The sequence below is a fragment of the Pararhizobium sp. LjRoot238 genome, from assembly GCF_964252955.1.
Lineage (GTDB): Bacteria > Pseudomonadota > Alphaproteobacteria > Rhizobiales > Rhizobiaceae > Pararhizobium.
The window spans coordinates 4,176,298-4,192,160 of sequence record NZ_CAXUPP020000001.1 but is presented as its reverse complement, the minus strand read 5'-3'; the positions used below and the strand labels follow the sequence as shown (position 1 = coordinate 4,192,160).

Annotated in this window: 14 protein-coding genes and 1 pseudogene; 5 read left to right on the top strand and 10 right to left on the bottom strand. The window is 57.4% G+C overall.

The annotated features are described in order from the left end of the window. Positions 1-67: 67 nt before the first annotated feature. The 3 genes and pseudogenes from ACSQ3F_RS20650 to ACSQ3F_RS20640 all read right to left on the bottom strand — a co-directional run. Positions 68-742: an MIP/aquaporin family protein gene (locus tag ACSQ3F_RS20650; RefSeq protein WP_436101926.1), complete on the bottom strand. Its 675-nt coding sequence runs from the start codon at positions 740-742 to the stop codon at positions 68-70. Next, a complete protein-coding gene (locus tag ACSQ3F_RS20645; RefSeq protein WP_436102204.1) occupies positions 742-1,269 on the bottom strand; it encodes an arsenate reductase ArsC in 528 nt (175 codons plus the stop codon). The genes ACSQ3F_RS20650 and ACSQ3F_RS20645 overlap by 1 nt, the downstream gene beginning before the upstream one ends. Before the next feature lie 111 nt (positions 1,270-1,380). Beyond that, positions 1,381-1,617 (bottom strand): annotated as a pseudogene (locus ACSQ3F_RS20640) (ArsR/SmtB family transcription factor); the annotation flags it as partial. 171 nt (positions 1,618-1,788) lie between these two features. Between ACSQ3F_RS20640 and ACSQ3F_RS20635 the strand changes: the two are divergent. From ACSQ3F_RS20635 to ACSQ3F_RS20625, 3 genes are all read left to right on the top strand, one after another. Continuing rightward, positions 1,789-2,787 carry a glutathione S-transferase family protein gene (locus tag ACSQ3F_RS20635; protein ID WP_436101925.1) on the top strand — a complete coding sequence of 333 codons (999 nt, stop codon included), beginning with the start codon at positions 1,789-1,791 and terminating at the stop codon, positions 2,785-2,787. Between the two features lie 247 nt (positions 2,788-3,034). After that, the gene (locus ACSQ3F_RS20630; protein ID WP_436101924.1) at positions 3,035-4,288 is read left to right on the top strand and encodes a class I SAM-dependent methyltransferase; all 1,254 of its coding nucleotides are present in this window, start codon (positions 3,035-3,037) and stop codon (positions 4,286-4,288) included. A 120-nt stretch (positions 4,289-4,408) separates the two neighbouring features. Next, complete coding sequence (locus ACSQ3F_RS20625) at positions 4,409-6,730, top strand: Tex family protein (protein ID WP_436101923.1); 2,322 nt, start codon at positions 4,409-4,411, stop codon at positions 6,728-6,730. A gap of 59 nt (positions 6,731-6,789) precedes the next feature. Here the strand turns inward: ACSQ3F_RS20625 and ACSQ3F_RS20620 are convergent, their stop codons facing one another. From ACSQ3F_RS20620 to ACSQ3F_RS20610, 3 genes are read right to left on the bottom strand one after another with little or no spacing between them, the layout of a single operon-like run. Further along, entirely contained in the window at positions 6,790-8,730 is a 1,941-nt protein-coding gene (locus ACSQ3F_RS20620; RefSeq protein ID WP_436101922.1) for an alginate lyase family protein, read from the bottom strand. Positions 8,731-8,732: 2 nt separating this feature from the next. Next, positions 8,733-9,560, bottom strand: coding sequence for a GDSL-type esterase/lipase family protein (locus tag ACSQ3F_RS20615; protein WP_436101921.1), 828 nt, complete (start codon positions 9,558-9,560; stop codon positions 8,733-8,735). Between the two features lie 16 nt (positions 9,561-9,576). Further along, positions 9,577-10,449, bottom strand: a complete 873-nt coding sequence (locus ACSQ3F_RS20610) for a glycosyltransferase family 4 protein (protein ID WP_436102203.1) — start codon at positions 10,447-10,449, stop codon at positions 9,577-9,579. Between ACSQ3F_RS20610 and ACSQ3F_RS20605 the strand changes: the two genes are divergently transcribed. Beyond that, positions 10,330-10,692, top strand: coding sequence for a hypothetical protein (locus ACSQ3F_RS20605; RefSeq protein ID WP_436102216.1), 363 nt, complete (start codon positions 10,330-10,332; stop codon positions 10,690-10,692). The genes ACSQ3F_RS20610 and ACSQ3F_RS20605 overlap by 120 nt on opposite strands. Positions 10,693-10,695: 3 nt before the next feature. On the opposite strand, the gene ACSQ3F_RS20600 is transcribed toward ACSQ3F_RS20605, so the two are convergent. The 3 genes from ACSQ3F_RS20600 to ACSQ3F_RS20590 are packed head-to-tail and all read right to left on the bottom strand — an operon-like array spanning position 10,696 to position 13,764. After that, on the bottom strand, positions 10,696-11,130 hold the full coding sequence (locus ACSQ3F_RS20600; protein ID WP_436101920.1) for a serine O-acetyltransferase: 435 nt from the start codon (positions 11,128-11,130) through the stop codon (positions 10,696-10,698). 34 nt (positions 11,131-11,164) lie between these two features. Continuing rightward, on the bottom strand, positions 11,165-12,523 hold the full coding sequence (locus ACSQ3F_RS20595) for an O-antigen ligase family protein (RefSeq protein WP_436101919.1): 1,359 nt from the start codon (positions 12,521-12,523) through the stop codon (positions 11,165-11,167). Continuing rightward, positions 12,523-13,764 carry a glycosyltransferase gene (locus tag ACSQ3F_RS20590; RefSeq protein ID WP_436101918.1) on the bottom strand — a complete coding sequence of 414 codons (1,242 nt, stop codon included), beginning with the start codon at positions 13,762-13,764 and terminating at the stop codon, positions 12,523-12,525. The genes ACSQ3F_RS20595 and ACSQ3F_RS20590 overlap by 1 nt, the downstream gene beginning before the upstream one ends. Positions 13,765-13,796: 32 nt before the next feature. Here ACSQ3F_RS20590 and ACSQ3F_RS20585 point away from each other — a divergent pair, with 32 nt between their 5' ends. Beyond that, positions 13,797-15,317, top strand: a complete 1,521-nt coding sequence (locus tag ACSQ3F_RS20585) for a hypothetical protein (protein WP_436101917.1) — start codon at positions 13,797-13,799, stop codon at positions 15,315-15,317. A gap of 5 nt (positions 15,318-15,322) precedes the next feature. Here ACSQ3F_RS20585 and ACSQ3F_RS20580 read toward each other — a convergent pair whose 3' ends face one another. Next, positions 15,323-15,838, bottom strand: a complete 516-nt coding sequence (locus ACSQ3F_RS20580; protein ID WP_436101916.1) for a serine O-acetyltransferase — start codon at positions 15,836-15,838, stop codon at positions 15,323-15,325. Between the last annotated feature and the right edge of the window lie 25 nt (positions 15,839-15,863).

The following is a 15,863-nucleotide window of genomic DNA, read 5'->3' as shown; positions in this document are numbered from 1 at the left end:
TGCTCTACTTCTTTGATTCTAGAGCGGATTCAGATTTTAGGTCGATTCGACCTAAAATCATCCGGCTCTAGGTGTTGGTGGAGTGCTGCCGCAGCAGCCAGCTCATCAGGGCAAACGCAAGCACCGCGCCCAGAATTTCGGCGATGACGAAGCCCGGGAGATCGAGCGGACGGATCCCGGAGAAGCTATTGGTCAGCGACCGCGCCAGCGCCACGGCGGGGTTGGCGAAGGAGGTGGACGCGGTAAACCAGTAGGCGGCGGTGATGTAGAGCCCGACCAGCCATGGCACGCCCTGCCGATCGAAGCGGATGCCAGCGAGGATTGTTGCCACCAGGCCGAAAGCAGCCACCCCTTCGGAAAACCACTGCGCAGGCCCGGTGCGCACTCTCAGCGAGGCTTCGACGGGGGCGAACTCGAACATCAGATGAGCAACGATCGTCCCGGCGATCCCCCCGAGGCATTGCGCCACGATATAGAGTGCCAGATCGCGCCGCGGCAGCTCGCGCTTCAGCGCGAAAACCAACGATACGGCCGGATTGAAATGGGCGCCGGAGATCGGTCCGAAGATGGTGATCAGCACCACCAGAATGGCACCCGTTGCGAGCGTGTTGCCGAGCAGTGCCAGCGCGACATCGTCCGTCAGCGTGTCGGCCATGATGCCGGAACCGACCACTGTCGCAACCAGCAGGCAGGTCCCGAGCGCTTCAGCGAAGAGGCGGCGTTGCAAGTCGAATGCTGACATCACCCTGCCTTCGCCGGGCTGATAGTTGCCCCTTCCATGGCGCCGATCTGGCGCAGATGCGTTTCCATTGCCAGCTTGTCGATCGAGCGGTGCGGCAGGGCGAGAAACGCCATGATGCGGTTTTTCAGGAACCGGGCGGCCTGCGAGAAGGCGCGTTCCTTCTCGAACTCGCCGCCTTCGACGGCTGCAGGGTCCTCGACGCCCCAATGCGCCGTCATCGGATGTCCGAGCCAGACGGGGCAGGCTTCACCGGCCGCGTTGTCGCAAACCGTGAAGATGAAATCCATCTGCGGCGCGCCGTCGGCGGCAAAGACGTCCCAGCTCTTGGAGCTGAAGCCGGTTGACGCGTAGCCCAGCGCGCTGAGTTCCTTCAGGGCAAGGGGATGAACGGTGCCCTTTGGATAGCTGCCCGCCGAATAGGCCTTGAAGCGGCCCTTGCCTTCGGCGTTCAGGATGGATTCTGCGAGAATGGAGCGGGCTGAATTTCCGGTGCACAGGAAGAGCACGTTGTAAATGCGGTCAGGCATCGCTTTTTCCTTTGGAGTACAGCAGGGAACGAGGTCTGCGATCAGCGGCGTGCAGAGATCGGGATGGCCGGCGCAGCAATCTTTCAGGAGGAACGTCACGACATCGCGCAGGCTGTCGAGGCTGGCGCGGTAGACGATGGACCGGCTTTGTCGCTCGGCCGTGATGAGGCCCGCCCGCTGCAGGGTTGCCAGATGCGTCGACATGGTATTGTGGGGAACGCCGAGCAGCCGGGCGATTTCCCCGGCTGGCAGGCCATCGGGTTCGTGGGTGACGAGCAGCCGAAAGGCATCCAGGCGGGTACCTTGGGCGAGAGCGGCAAAGGCATTGACGGCGTTGTTATCGTCCATATGTCGAGAAATATCGACACAATTGCGCGCCGTCAAGATGAATCTGGCCGGCTGAGCCAATCATCGAACACTTTGTCGAGGAAACGCCGTCTTGCGGATCCTGCGCGCGCGTGGGATTTCGGAACCAAATGAGGCGCCCGGCAGTTTCGGGCTTGCATAAGGACAGTCACGATGCCGCAACTGGTCGATGGAAAATGGGAAAAAGGCGATGTCGCTGCCAGCGAGATGAAGGACGGCGTCTTTTATCGTGAACCCACCAGCTTCCGCAACTGGATCACCCCCGATGGATCGCCGGGGCCGGACGGCCAGGCGGCGCTTCCCACTGAGGCCGGACGCTATCAGCTTTTTGTCGCCTTCATCTGCCCTTGGGCATCCCGCACGCTGATGATTCGCAATCTGAAAGGCCTGCAGGATATTATTTCCGTATCCATCGCTGAACCGGAACTGGGCGAAAACGGCTGGACCTATGCCGAGCCGCAGGACGCCGGTCCGCGCGTTCCCAAGATCCACTATCAGCATGAACTCTATACGGCATCCGACCCACATTATACCGGCAAGGTCTCCGTCCCGGTGCTTTGGGATCGGAAGGAAGGCCGCATCGTCAACAACGAATCCGCCGATATCATTCGCATCCTCAACACTGCCTTCAATCATCTGTCGGGTAACACGCTTGATTTCTACCCGCAGACGCTGCGCCCGGAAATCGACCACTGGAACGCACCGATCTATGAGAAGGTCAACAACGGCGTCTACCGGGCTGGTTTTGCCAAGACGCAAGATGCCTATGAGGAGGCCGCGACCAGCCTCTTTAAAATGCTCGATACGCTCGAGGCGCATCTGTCGCAGAGCCGCTATATCGCCGGAGCCCACTTCACCGAAGCCGATATCCGCCTGTTCGTCACGCTGATCCGCTTTGACTCCGCCTATCACGGCGCCTTCAAATGCAATCTGCGGCGGCTGGAGGATTATCCGAACCTCTCGAACTATCTGCGAGAGATCTACCAGTGGCCAGGTATCCGCGAGACCGTGCGGATCGATCAGATAAAGCGGGGCTATTATTCCATCGCTCATATCAACCCGACGCGGATCGTCCCCATCGGCCCCGCGCTGGACCTCGACCGGCCGCACAACCGGGCACGTCTCGACGGGCGGGGCGTGGTTACCCTTTGATTTTGCTTACTTACTAAGAAAATAAATCCTTGAGGGACCTACCGCAGCCATTGCGGAATGGCAAAATGGCGCTAGTTTACTACACGTTCTGATGGATGGAGCTTCCTGATCAGGGGCGCCCAGACGATCTGCCTTGCATGCCGGCTGTTTCCGGACTTCCGGTGACACCTCCAGACCGGCAGCAATGCCACTGTCCGCCGGAACGATTGCATATCCAATGCGAGATAGGCTGTGGTCGAGGTCCGGAATGACGACATTTCTGAAGCTGCTGCGCAGGCTGGTACAAAAAGGCAATCTGAAAGTCACCCTATCGTCAGGAGAGCAGGCGGTACTTGGCGATGGATCGGGTGATCTGGTCGCCCTGAGGACCATCGATGAAGAAGCCGAAAAGGCGATCCTGCTCGACCCGGGCCTGAAATTCGGCGAAATGTATGTCGAGGGGCGCCTTGTCATCGATGAGGGCAATATCTTCGACGTGATTTCGATGATGAAGGCCAATGGCCTCGAAAAGGCGGCGACGATCAGCAACACGGTGATCGCCCTTTTGCACGTTGCCGAGCAGCAGATCAAAAGCCGCCTGCCGGTCAATCGCAACAAGCTCAATGTCGCCCATCACTACGATCTCGATGGCAAGCTGTTCGATCTGTTTCTCGATCAGGACTGGCAATACTCCTGCGCCTATTTCGATCCGCCTGATATCAGCCTTGATGAGGCGCAGACGGCAAAGAAGCGCCACATCGCGGCAAAGCTGCTTTTGGAGCCGGGCCAAAGCGTCCTGGATGTGGGCTCCGGCTGGGGTGGCATGGCGATGTACCTTGCCGAATCTTCGGGCGTCGAAGTCACCGGCATCACGCTCAGCGAAGAGCAATTGAAGGTTTCGCGCGGGCGAGCGGCAAAGCGCGGGCTCGCGGGCCGCGTTCGTTTCGAACTGCAGGACTACAGGACCATGGCGAACCAAAAGTTCGACCGCATCGTCTCCGTCGGCATGTTCGAGCATGTCGGCATGGCCAATTACGGTAATTTCTTCAGCAAGATGGCAGACCTGCTTGCCCCGAAGGGGGTGATGCTGCTGCATTCGATCGGCCAGGCGGAAAAGCCCTGGGCGACCAATCCCTGGATCGAGAGATACATCTTTCCCGGCGGCTATATGCCCGCCCTGTCGGAAGTCATGCCGGCGATCGAGAAGGCGCGGCTGATGATCAAGGATATCGAGATTCTGCCGATGCATTATGCCCAAACGCTACGGGCCTGGCGCGAGCGCTTCACGGCGCGCAAGGAGGAGGCGATCCGGCTCTATGACGAGCGCTTCTTCCGCATGTGGGAGTTCTATCTTGCGGCGTCCGAGACGGCCTTTCTCTACGACGAGCTGCTGATCTTCCAGATCCAGCTTTCGCGTGAGCAGGACGCCGTGCCTTATACCCGCAACTACATTAGCGAGCGGGAAGCGGCATTGCGCGAATTCGAAAAGACGCGCCCGCCGCTGGAGCCGGTCGAGTTCTAAGCCGGCAATGGCGGCGGCATCCTTCTGTGGACGCCCGGTAACCGGCGGGCGCCTTCACTTGGCCTTGATGGCGTGTGCATCTATGGTTCCCGCCACATCATCATCAAGCCACGGAACGCCATGCCCCTGCCTTCAAAGCCCATCGCCGTCCTCATCGCCCAGGAAATCAAGGCCACGCCTGCGCAGGTGATTGCGGCCATCGAGTTGCTCGACGAGGGCGCCACCGTTCCCTTCATCGCGCGTTATCGCAAGGAAGTGACCGGCGGTCTGGACGACACGCAGTTGCGCGATCTGGCCGAACGTCTCGTCTATCTGCGCGAACTGGAAGCCCGCCGGGTCTCGATCCTCGACTCGATCCGCAGTCAGGACAAGCTGACGGAAGAGTTGGAAGCCAAGATCGCCGCCGTCACCACGAAGGCGGAGCTGGAAGATATCTATCTGCCCTATAAGCCGAAGCGGCGAACCAAGGCGGAAATCGCCCGTGAACGCGGACTGGGGCCGCTGGCGGAGGCCATTCTTGCCGACCGCTCCGTCGCGCCGGCAGACCGCACATCGGCCTTCATCACGGCGGAGGTACCGGACGTCAAGACAGCGCTCGATGGCGCCCGCGACATCATTGCCGAGGGCATCACCGAAAATGCCGACCTGCTCGGCCGGCTGCGCGCCCATATGCGGCATGTCGCGTTTCTGCGCGCCAGGGTGGTCGACGGCAAGCAGGAGGCCGGCGCCAAATTCTCCGACTATTTCGACCATTCCGAACGTTGGGCAACCGTTGCCGGCCACCGGGCACTCGCCATGCTGCGCGGCTGGAACGAGGAGTTTCTCTCTGTCGATATCGTCGTCGATCAGGACGACACGTCTCCGGTCAAGCCGGTCGAACGCACCATCGCGGCTGCCTACAATGTCGGCGGCACGCTGCCGGGCGACAAGTGGCTGATGGAGGTGATCGGCTGGACCTGGCGCGTCAAGCTGTCGATGTCGCTGTCGCTCGATCTGATGCGCGAAATGCGCGAGCGGGCGGAAGAAGAGGCGATCCATGTCTTCGCTCGCAATCTCAAGGACCTGCTTCTGGCCGCTCCCGCCGGCTCACGCGCGACGATGGGTCTCGATCCCGGCATCCGCACCGGCATCAAGGTCGCCGTCGTCGATGGCACCGGCAAGCTGCTCGAGACGACTACGGTCTATCCGTTCCCGCCGAAGAACGACATTCGCGGCACGCAGGCCGAACTTGCAAGCCTCGTGCGCAAGCACAGAATAGAACTGATCGCCATCGGCAACGGCACAGGCAGCCGCGAGACGGAACGCCTCGTCGCCGACATGCTGACGCAGCTGCCGGCCGGACCCAAGCCCACCAAGGTCATCGTCTCGGAAGCCGGCGCCTCGGTCTATTCCGCCTCTCAGGCCGCGGCTGACGAATTCCCGGGCCTCGATGTTTCCCTGCGCGGCGCGGTCTCGATTGCCCGCCGTCTGCAGGATCCGTTGGCCGAACTGGTCAAGATCGAGCCGAAATCGATCGGCGTCGGCCAATACCAGCACGATGTCGATCAGGGCCGTCTCAACCGCTCGCTCGACGCCGTCGTCGAAGATGCGGTGAACGCCGTCGGCGTTGATCTCAACACGGCTTCCGCGCCGCTGCTCGCCCGTGTTTCCGGCCTTGGAAAATCGTCCGCCGAGGCAATCGTTGCCCATCGCGACGCGAGCGGCCCCTTCGAAAGCCGCAAGGAACTGATGAAAGTGCCGCGGCTTGGCGCCCGCACCTTCGAGCAATGCGCCGGCTTCCTGCGCATTCCGAGCGGCAAGGAGCCGCTCGATGCATCCTCCGTGCATCCGGAAGCCTATGGCGTGGCGAAAAAGATCGTCGCTGCCTGCGGCCGTGACGTGCGCGCCATCATGGGCGATAGCACGATCCTGAAAAGCCTTGATCCGCGCACCTTCGTCGATGAGCGCTTCGGCCTGCCGACAGTCAAGGACATTCTCGCGGAACTCGAAAAGCCCGGCCGCGACCCGCGCCCAAGCTTCAAGACGGCGACCTTTGCCGACGGTATCGACGACATCAAGGACCTGAAACCCGGCATGCTGCTCGAAGGCACTGTCACCAACGTCGCCGCCTTCGGCGCCTTCGTGGATATCGGTGTCCATCAGGACGGGCTCGTGCACGTCTCCCAGCTCGCTGATCGGTTCGTCAAGGACCCGCATGAGGTGGTCAAGGCCGGCGATGTCGTCAAGGTGTGCGTCACCGAGGTCGATGTCCCCCGCAAGCGCATCGGCCTTACCATGCGCAAGGACGGTGCCACAGAGTCAGGCGGACGGGACATGAAGAGCGATGCAAAGGCAGCCCACCAGGGCCGCCAAAACCAGGCCCGTGCGCCGCAACCGAAACCGCAGGCTCCGTCGCAGGGCGCTTTCGGGGCGGCACTGGCCGAGGCAATGAAACGGAAATAACGGAATAACCGTCGGGTCCCGGTTGCCGGCCTTCCAACCAGCAACCAGGCCCCGCTTCGTTACGCGTGGGCGAGCGATAGGGCGCAGGTGACACCATCCGGCGGAACGACGCCGCGCCAGCTTATCCGCGTCGCTTCCAGCTTTTTGCCGAAGGCCGGAGAATACCATCCGCCTTCGCCGATATCGCCGCCAGCCTTGATCGCGATATCTCCCGGCTCCTTGAAGAACAGCGTTGCGATCGTTTCGCCGCCGCGCGAAATCAGGACGGCGCCGTCCTTCACTTGCGCGTCCCATTCGGGCGCAAGCTGGAAAACGATCTCCGCCTCCAGGTTCGGGGTGCCCGTCACTTCGTCGCGGATCGCAAAGCCGTCCTGCGTCGAAGATAATGTCCGGCGATGATCCGCGCCAAACCGCTTCCGATAGCCGTCGTGGCTCGCGACGATGTTCCAGTTTTCGCCGCCGGACGCGGATTCCAATGTCGCGATCGCCTTGTGCGACCAGTTGAAGGCGCCGGACATGGTGCTTTGGTCGGCGCCATCGATATTGAGCGTATTGTGGGCGCGGGTGCCGCGGAACCAGTCCCGCCATTTGCCGCCGGAATGATAGAGATAGGTGCCGGGATCAACGAAGAGAGGGGTGCCGTCGATGCTGACGATCACCGACAGCGCATCGGCATGGCCATGGGCGGCGATCGACAGATAGCCGAGCGGCGCATGATCGAAAACAATATCGAGTTCGTGGCCGCGTTTCGTTTCCCGAACGACCGTGTAGCCGCCATCGGCAAATGTGCGCAATCCCAACGGTACAGAGCCGCCCGTATCGGCGGAACCGAAAAGCGCGTCGCGCAGATCGTATTCCGGCGGCCGCGGCCCGGCCGGCGGCTTGCCGAGATGGCCAGCGATCGCGGCCGAAACGGACGCCGCATAGGCGGGCTCGTGCCGCGCGAGCGTGACCACGCGCCCTTCATCGTCGTCGCAGATTCCCGGAACGCGCCCCTCGGCATTGGAAAGCCAGGCGATATACTCGGCAAACTGCATCAGCCGCGCATCGATGGTGGCGCAGAGCGGCTGACCGCTTGCCTTCGCGACCAGACTGCAGAGCAGAACGAATTCCGCTGTGAAGGCGCCATAGGTCGGTGACTGTTCGGCGCCCACGCCGTCGCCAAGAATCTGTTTCGACACTTCCTGCGTGAGCAGGCGGCGCATCTTGTCTCCAAGCCGTTTTGCCTGCGGCAGTTCCGGCATGGCGCGGGCGATGAGGAACTCGCCGGCGATTTCCGCGACGAGATGGTTGTTGGCCGAGGAAAATCGCGAAGGATACCGCGACATCCACACCTGATGCGCATGGAGGATCGCGCGGATCTGCGCGGTGCACGCCGCCGAAAGCGACGCTCCGCAGAGGCTCGCGACAACAAGCAGGCTGATGGCGCGCAGGGCAAGCTCGATGCCGGAATTCCAGCCGAGGCCGCGAAATGGCGGGTTGGCATGGTACCAGCTCGAGATGGCAGCCTCGATGAACGCCAGTGCCTCGCGGTCTCCGGTCAGGCCAGCATGAGCCGCCACCGGCTGCAGGAACTGCAGGCGGTTGAATTCCCAGACATATTTGATGTCGCCGAGTTTGCGTTCGTGGCGGTAGGGAATGTCGAAGCAGTATTTGTCCGCTCCGGGCCAGAGCCCGCCGGTAACGGGATCCAGCCGCCAGACCTCCGGCGGAAACTGGTTTGAGATATCGCGCCGCGGCCAGGCGACGCCGAGCGCCTCGAAATGACCCGACAGGATGAACCGCGCGGCATCGGCAATTTCCTGTCTGAGCGGCTGCGATGCCGCGGCGAGGTTTTTTGCGAGGCCTGGCAGCATCGGCACCGGGCCGGGCAGAACATACCGCTTCGCCCCTTCCAGCCGCCCGCGTGCCCTTGTCTTTTTCGCCTTTTCCCCGAACCGGTGAACGATTTCAGCCGGGCTCATGGCGCGAAGCCGGTTTATGTACCAAGCAAAGGACACGGTTAGTTGTTCTCCTGCTTGAAGATTTCCGCCAGTGCATCATAGCCGGCTGCGGTCAAATGCAAATTGTCTCCGCGGTAGTTGGCACATATGTCGGGAAAATAAGTTGGAAACCACAACTGCAATTGATCGGTTCCTCTCATTCCGCAGGTGATCACGTCATCGAGGCCGGTTACGGTTCGGACATACCTATTCCGAGCGGGCATTTTCTGTAGGAAGCCGTTCACTTCCTGGCGCTCAACCTCGAAATCATTGAAGATTTTACCGCGCGGAGGAATTGTCAGCACCTGGATGATCGCGTTCGGCCAGATTTCATGCAGTTTTTCGACTGTTTTGGTGAGCCCTGCCTCGATCGCGCAGGGCTTGGAGAGGGCTTTCAGATTGTTGGTGCCCAATATCATCACGATCGTTTCGGGCAAAAGCTTGGAAACTGGCATTTGATCGAGACGCCACAGCGCGTTTTGGATCATTTCTCCGCCAACGCCAAGATTGCCGATCGCCTTGCCGGGGAAAATCGTACTGAACGATTCTTCTGGCCATCCTTCTGCGAGCGAGTCTCCAAAAACGATCACGTCAGCTTTTTCGGGAAGCTTCGCGAGCATGGCTTCATAGTTCTTGTACGCCGGTGCCCATTGCGGCGGAGCCGGCGTTGTCAGAACGCGCGTTTCATAAATGTCGCAGGTCTCCCCTGCCTTTGCTATTTGACCATCCAAAAAGAAGCCTAGAAACAGGGCGGAAAAGACCAGAGACGAAAACACCGGGTGGCCGACAGACGCAAAAGCTCGGCAGTTATTCAACCTCGAAATGGTACGCCAGAATTCATAAAGCATAGGGAACTCCACGTTTTTAAAGAATATTTTTTCTCGTCCAGAGATCAACGAGCCTGTCAAAATACATGCCAATTTCCAGTCTTTCGGCATGCCGCCGTCTGGCATTTTCTCCCAGGGTTTTTCTTAGCTGCGGTTGTTCGAGGAGCAACTGGATCGACGCTGCAATCGCTTTGGAATCCCCAACCGGCACGAGCAAGCCCGTGTCTCTGTCCGCGATGATATCCTCCACCGCGCCAACCGGTGTGGCGATGATCGCGAGACCGGCGGCCATGCCTTCGATGACCGACATCGGCAAATTTTCGTCAAAGGATGGCAAGACAAGAACGTCCGATCTGGACAAAAGCTCGGCCACATCATTCGGCCCGACCCAGCCCGGTAACGTGACGTGGTCGGAAAGGCCCAGCCGCTCGATCTCCTGACGTGTTTCCTCAACGTCGCCGTCGCCGGCAATGGTCGCACGCCAGCTGCCGTCGCTTTGGACCATAGACAGCGCCTCGACAAGCTGAGGCACCCCCTTGCGCACGCCGACACGGCCCAGGAACAGAATGCGCAGCTGCCCTGCCTCGTCCTTCATCCGAGGGAGATTCGGCCTTGGCGTCGCATTGGGGATGATCACGATCCGACCGCCCGTCCCGGGGACTTTTTCCGCCACGAAGGATTTCCAGACGTTTCCGAGCACGACGATGCGGGTGGCCGATGCGAACATCCTTGCGATCGCGCCTGCAGGGCCCGGAGGGCTCTCGTTCCAGAATTGCCGGAAACGGGACCCATGAAGATGAACGACGTAGGGTATGCCCAGCAGCCGCGCCCACCGCGCCACGATGATCTTGCGCCGTGTGCTACCGTGACTGGACAGATTGATATGCAGGACATCGACCCTGCCGAAGATCTTGAGCAGAGCCATTCTTGCGAGGAACGAGACAAGATAGAATGGGGAAAGCAAAATGCTGCCTTTACCGCGCGTCGCGGCAAAGGAAATGCTGATGTGCTCCGGCGATTTCAGCCGCGCGATCTTGCGGACCTCATCCATGATCCGGTCAATGCCGCCCATTCCCCCTTCGCCAAGAGGGGTGGCAATCAAAATATATGTGGGACGACTGGACATGCCGGAAACTCTTTGCAACTGCGGTAACTGTTAAAGCTCGGCCCCGGACGGGGCGATCTGGGGTGCATCGTGGCGGTACATTCTATTGTCGATATCGGAACGCTTCACGACGGCCGGAACGCCGGCAACGAGGCTGTTCGGCGGCACATCGCTGATGACCACGGCATTGGCGGCGACGACACTTCCGGCGCCGATGCGTATCGGGCCGATGATCTTCGCACCGGCGTGAACGATCACACCCTTTTCCAGGTGAGGGGCTCCAACGATCGGTGCCCTTCCGCCGAGAACAACGTGAACACCGATCTCGCAATCCGCTTCAATCACCGAAAGACCGTTGATGACCACGCCAAGCCCGCTGTGGTGGAAGAAAACGGAGCGCGCAATCTTTGCGCGGCCGGGAATTGAGGCCTGGAAGAAAAGGCGGATCGCAAGCTCGAACAGGCGGGGGAGTAATGGCAACCTCAATCGGTGCAATCCGCGTGCCATGTTATAAAACAGGTTAATGGTCGCCATTTTGTATCAAAAGTCCTTGACCAACAGGGGTATGGAAATTTTCTTCAGTTTTCCTATTGGCGGTGACAGTAATATTTCCGGAGAAAATAGAAATTTCCGCGATTAAAATTACTATAATCCCAACAAGAATTTTGTTTGATTGCAATAAATACGATTCAACAACTGTTGATGTTAATATCAGAAAGAACGTTATTGCGGATATGCAAAAGCAACAGAACTTTATATCTTCAGGTAATTTGTCGTTTACGTATAAATTCAACATAACAATAAAGTGTTTTATTGTTAAGATCAGTATCAGTATTGGCCCAAAAAATCCAAACGCAATCAATGATTCCATATATGCGCCTTGAGCATTTGGCACGGTGAAGCCGGCCAACTGCACAGAAGGGCCAGCAAGGATATCAAAACCCGCTATGTATCCGAGTCCGTATACATAATTTAGGGAAACCCTCTCGAATATGTATGACCACAATGGCACTCGTCCCGTGAATGAAGAGTCCTCACCGATTATTGAAAGAAAATCATCCGGGCTAATAAAAGTAAATATGATAAAAAAGGCGATCGAGGTCAGTATTATGCCAAATGAGAATTTCAAGTTTTTTGATTCTCTTCGCAGTGCGAAATGGAATGTAATCATAATTATCGAAAATATTGCGACAATATCTGCTCCACCAGATCCTGTCTTGTATAGAAAGAATGTCGATACGCATAGAACGAAAAGATCGGAAATTCTCTTTTTGTACATGAACTTCGAAAAAGCCAACCCTAAGAGTACGGCGCAGCAGTAGCCTAGATCTGTTCTGTGACCAAAAATACCTCGCCAAGAGCCCGCATGGGTAGATTGGGTAAAATCAAGGCTGCTGTGGATGCCATATTTGGGGAAGAAAGTTATCGTCAAGAACGACAAAAGCAATATTAATTTCAATAGTTCGTAGGAAAGCTGATTGGCCCTCCCTGAATACCAAACTATTACTGCTGTGGCTGGAACTATAAATGCCGACATATATTTTACAGACTCAAAAAAGGTCAGTTCGGGTGATACGGAAATTGTAGATGAGACTATGGCCATGAGCGGCAGCAGCGTGAGCGGAAGAGAGGTTCTGAACACCCTGATAAAGGCATCAAAATTGGTGAAAGAGATAAAAGTAGCCCAGCATATGCAAAGAATATCAACGGTGTAGAGGAGGTAAGAGGCACTGAACCCTTGAAAGCTTTGTGTCGGGTCGATCCCCGCCAATTGCAGGCGGTATCCGCCCAGAGACACGATGCAGAATGCAAAGATAAACATGCGCGTCACTATCGACGTTCTTCGGTCGAGGTTTAGAGCGACATCATGGTGATCCATCAGTTGCTCCACCGCTTTTCCGCACCATTGGAGTTGACCATTTTTGCATAAATTGGCGCCATCTTTTCGGAAAGCGTGGAGTAATCCCGGTTTTCCCGGATCCATTCATGTGCATGAGCCATTTCACGTGCTGTGGGTTCTCCGAGGTCAAGCGCCTGAAGAATCGACTGGCTAAATCCATCGGCGGTAAATTCCGACAGTAGGCCGAGACCGGTGCCTGCGATCACAGCACTCTGATCTGGATGTCGATTTGCGACGACACGCCGCCCCATGGCGAGATATTCGACAAGTTTCGTCGGAGTGGCTGAAGCCAGCATTTTTGGGCACGTTGGATAGGGAGCGAGGCAAACATGGGCACGGCGGACATGGCTTAGCGCTTGCCGTAGCGGCATTTGCTCCAAGAAGAATATCCTCAACGGGAGATCGCCGAATTCTTTCGCAATCAGATCGCGCTCCGGTTGCGAGGCGCGTCCAATGATCACAAATATTGCATTTGGTCGCGATCTCAGGGCCTTTGCTACTCCTGCCGCAGGAATATTCATCTGCCGAGCAAAATCCAAAGAACCAAGGTAGAGGATTGCCTCCCGTCCAGCGTAGAAGGCATCGGCTGCAGGCTCGCATTGAGCCGGCGAAAAGCTGTCGGTATCGACCCCCATGGGAACGGGCGTAATTTTGTCAACTCTGATGCCCTCCGCGAGAAGGTCGCTTTTCATCTGGTCGCTCTGCACGAATATGTGACGCGCGAGCGGGAGCGCGACGCGATAAAGGGACACCCGGCCCGACATGCCGATGATCCATCGCGTCAAGGCTTTTGCGTATCGTCCTTCTGCGAAGGCTCGTTTCGCGATATCCAGATATCCCTCTTCCATCGGGTAGGACATCCAGTACACGAACGGCACTCCGCTCAGTCGCGAGGCTATGGAATAGAGGCTGGCGAGAAGAATGGTGTCACGGCATTGAACGATTGCGTAATCCTTTCGGAATATCCGGTAGACTGCCTTTAGGTGTTGGACGACGGAATCGAATTTTCCGCGGATGCCATTTCGCCCGATGATGTAGTATTCCTCCTCTCCATCGGAGGCCTTTGTTCCCGGTTTTGATGCCTCGTGGCGCATCAGCCAATCGATTTTTAGGTGTTTTTTCAGATATTTAGAGAAAAGTATGGTGACGTCGACTCGAAATGGCGGATATGAATCCCGCGCCACGATCAGAATAGACGGTTTGCCGCTGTTATTGCTCATCTTGAAAGCCAATATTTCCGGAAAGTTCTAATATGGAAAAATTTATTACGTTTGTTTCTGGTCGTATAATTTCAGTTATACTTCTTGTTTTGTTTAATGTTCTGATAGTGCGTTTTATGCCACCAAAAGAATATGGCCTGTTTGCTGTACTGATCGCGCTTGCCTCCATAGCGAATACTCTTGGCAGTTTGGGAGCGCAAAGATTCCTCCCAAAATATGTCTCTCTTGCCCGCCAGGCAGAAAACGCTGCAGCGATCAGAACCATGCTTGTCAAGTTTTTCTCTTTCCGGTTTTTTATCGTACTTGTTTCCGCATGCCTTTGTCTTGTCGTATCGCTTATCTGGCTTGATAACGATATAAGAGTTGAAGCATCTGTATTCCTGCCATTTATTATTCTCTGCGTTGTATCTTCAATTTACGCAGACTCGGAGGTTGCTTCTCAGTCGCTCAATCAGCAGAGAGTTTCACGCTTTGTCTCCATTTCAGAGCCTCTGGTCCGGACCGCGATTGTTTCCCTGATTATTGTGCTGAAGCACCCTCTCACCGGCCGCGAACTCATCGTCATCATGACCTGTACCCAAGGCGTCGCGTGGCTCTTTCTAGCCGCCAATGCGTTGTCGGCGCTGCGAAAGAAAATTCGATCGACCCCACAGTCAGCGAATTCACCATCGCGACACGAGGTGCTAGGCATCGTCGCCTCCGGTTATGTAAGCGGGTTGACGGCGCTTGGCGCTTCGCCGCCCTTTATAAGGCTCATCGCAGCCAACCTTCTCTCCGCATCCGAGTTCGCCGCCTTGAGCTTTGTTCAGACAATCACCCTTAGCCTGCAGCGCTACTCGCCCGGTTTCTTGCTCTTCCCGTTCGTCGAGCCGGCAATCATGGGGTGGCAAACCGCTGATAAAACGGAACGATACGACAAAGCCGGCGCGGCTTTGTCGCTGATCGCGAAAATCGACGCATTCATCATAACATTCGGAATTCTTGCACTGTGCCCCATCGGTGGCGATGTCTTGCATCTGCTTGCAGGCGACAAGATCGATCCACGTGCGCTCATCCTTCTGCTTTCCATGGCGACGATCATCGGAGGTACCGTGGTGCGCAGTTCGGAGGTGGCAGCGTCCTTTGTGGCCGCTTACAATTCTATCTTTCTGTCCTCTGGCCTCAGTTTCGTGTTTGTCAGCATCCTGATTTTTGGAGGCCCTTATATGGGCTTGGCCGCGGTTCTGGCGTTTCCGATCGTTGATTCCCTGGCGCGCTCCTTCGTCATGGAATCGGCCGCCAAACAGAACGGCTTTGGCACTGTCATAGGCTGGTCGAGAATCCTGTTGTGCTTTGGCCTCATCGCTGCGGCCGTTTATTTGTCCGAGACATATTTCGCTCACCGCAGCTTTGCCCTGGCGGAAAAACTCGCCTTTTCCGCGGCCCTTGTCATCGCGGGAGTTTTCTGTTTCGCCATAGTGAAGCCGTTGACCGCGTCCGAAAATGCGCTCATCGCCGCCTACGTCAAATCCCCGCGGGTGCGGAGTGTCCTGACATTTATGGCGCGACGCTGATCGTGTCATGAGTTTTGGAAATCCGGCACAATCCGTGCCGGTACGCCGACAGCGAGAGAATGGGATGGGACGTCGGTCAGCACCACTGCATTTGCGCCGATTCTGACGTCATCACCGATCGTGACGTTGCCGATGATCTTGGCGCCGGCGCCGATATCAACCCGGTTACCGATACGCGGTGCTCCCGCAAGCTGGCCCGCTCCCTTGTTTCCGAGTGTAACACCCTGGCGGATGGTGACGTCGTCTCCGATGACACAGTGCCCGTGAACGATGATGCCACCGAAATGCTCGATGTTCAGCCGGCGCCCGATCGTTGTACTTTCCGGCAAATGTATGCCGCACGTCACTTCGATAAATTTCTGCATTATCCTGTTGACGACGAAATACGGGATTCTGACGATCTTGCTCTTGACGTGCTTTCTCGGCGCGGAAAGGCGAAAGACCAGAAGCGCCCAGAATCCCTGCGCCAAGATGCCTTCGCGATGCGTCTTCAAATCTTCGAATATGTCCTTGATCGCCATCAATTAACCTATGCAACATCGCTTC

What these genes read in the sequence shown, in the direction of transcription:
- ACSQ3F_RS20585 (WP_436101917.1), top strand. Translation starts at nt 13,797, where the DNA reads ATGGAAAAATTTATTACGTTTGTTTCTGGTCGTATAATTTCAGTTATA.
- ACSQ3F_RS20580 (WP_436101916.1), bottom strand. Translation starts at nt 15,838, where the DNA reads ATGGCGATCAAGGACATATTCGAAGATTTGAAGACGCATCGCGAAGGC.
- ACSQ3F_RS20615 (WP_436101921.1), bottom strand. Translation starts at nt 9,560, where the DNA reads ATGCTTTATGAATTCTGGCGTACCATTTCGAGGTTGAATAACTGCCGA.
- ACSQ3F_RS20590 (WP_436101918.1), bottom strand. Translation starts at nt 13,764, where the DNA reads ATGAGCAATAACAGCGGCAAACCGTCTATTCTGATCGTGGCGCGGGAT.
- ACSQ3F_RS20605 (WP_436102216.1), top strand. Translation starts at nt 10,330, where the DNA reads ATGAAGATGAACGACGTAGGGTATGCCCAGCAGCCGCGCCCACCGCGC.
- ACSQ3F_RS20645 (WP_436102204.1), bottom strand. Translation starts at nt 1,269, where the DNA reads ATGCCTGACCGCATTTACAACGTGCTCTTCCTGTGCACCGGAAATTCA.
- ACSQ3F_RS20635 (WP_436101925.1), top strand. Translation starts at nt 1,789, where the DNA reads ATGCCGCAACTGGTCGATGGAAAATGGGAAAAAGGCGATGTCGCTGCC.
- ACSQ3F_RS20650 (WP_436101926.1), bottom strand. Translation starts at nt 742, where the DNA reads ATGTCAGCATTCGACTTGCAACGCCGCCTCTTCGCTGAAGCGCTCGGG.
- ACSQ3F_RS20595 (WP_436101919.1), bottom strand. Translation starts at nt 12,523, where the DNA reads ATGGATCACCATGATGTCGCTCTAAACCTCGACCGAAGAACGTCGATA.
- ACSQ3F_RS20625 (WP_436101923.1), top strand. Translation starts at nt 4,409, where the DNA reads ATGCCCCTGCCTTCAAAGCCCATCGCCGTCCTCATCGCCCAGGAAATC.
- ACSQ3F_RS20630 (WP_436101924.1), top strand. Translation starts at nt 3,035, where the DNA reads ATGACGACATTTCTGAAGCTGCTGCGCAGGCTGGTACAAAAAGGCAAT.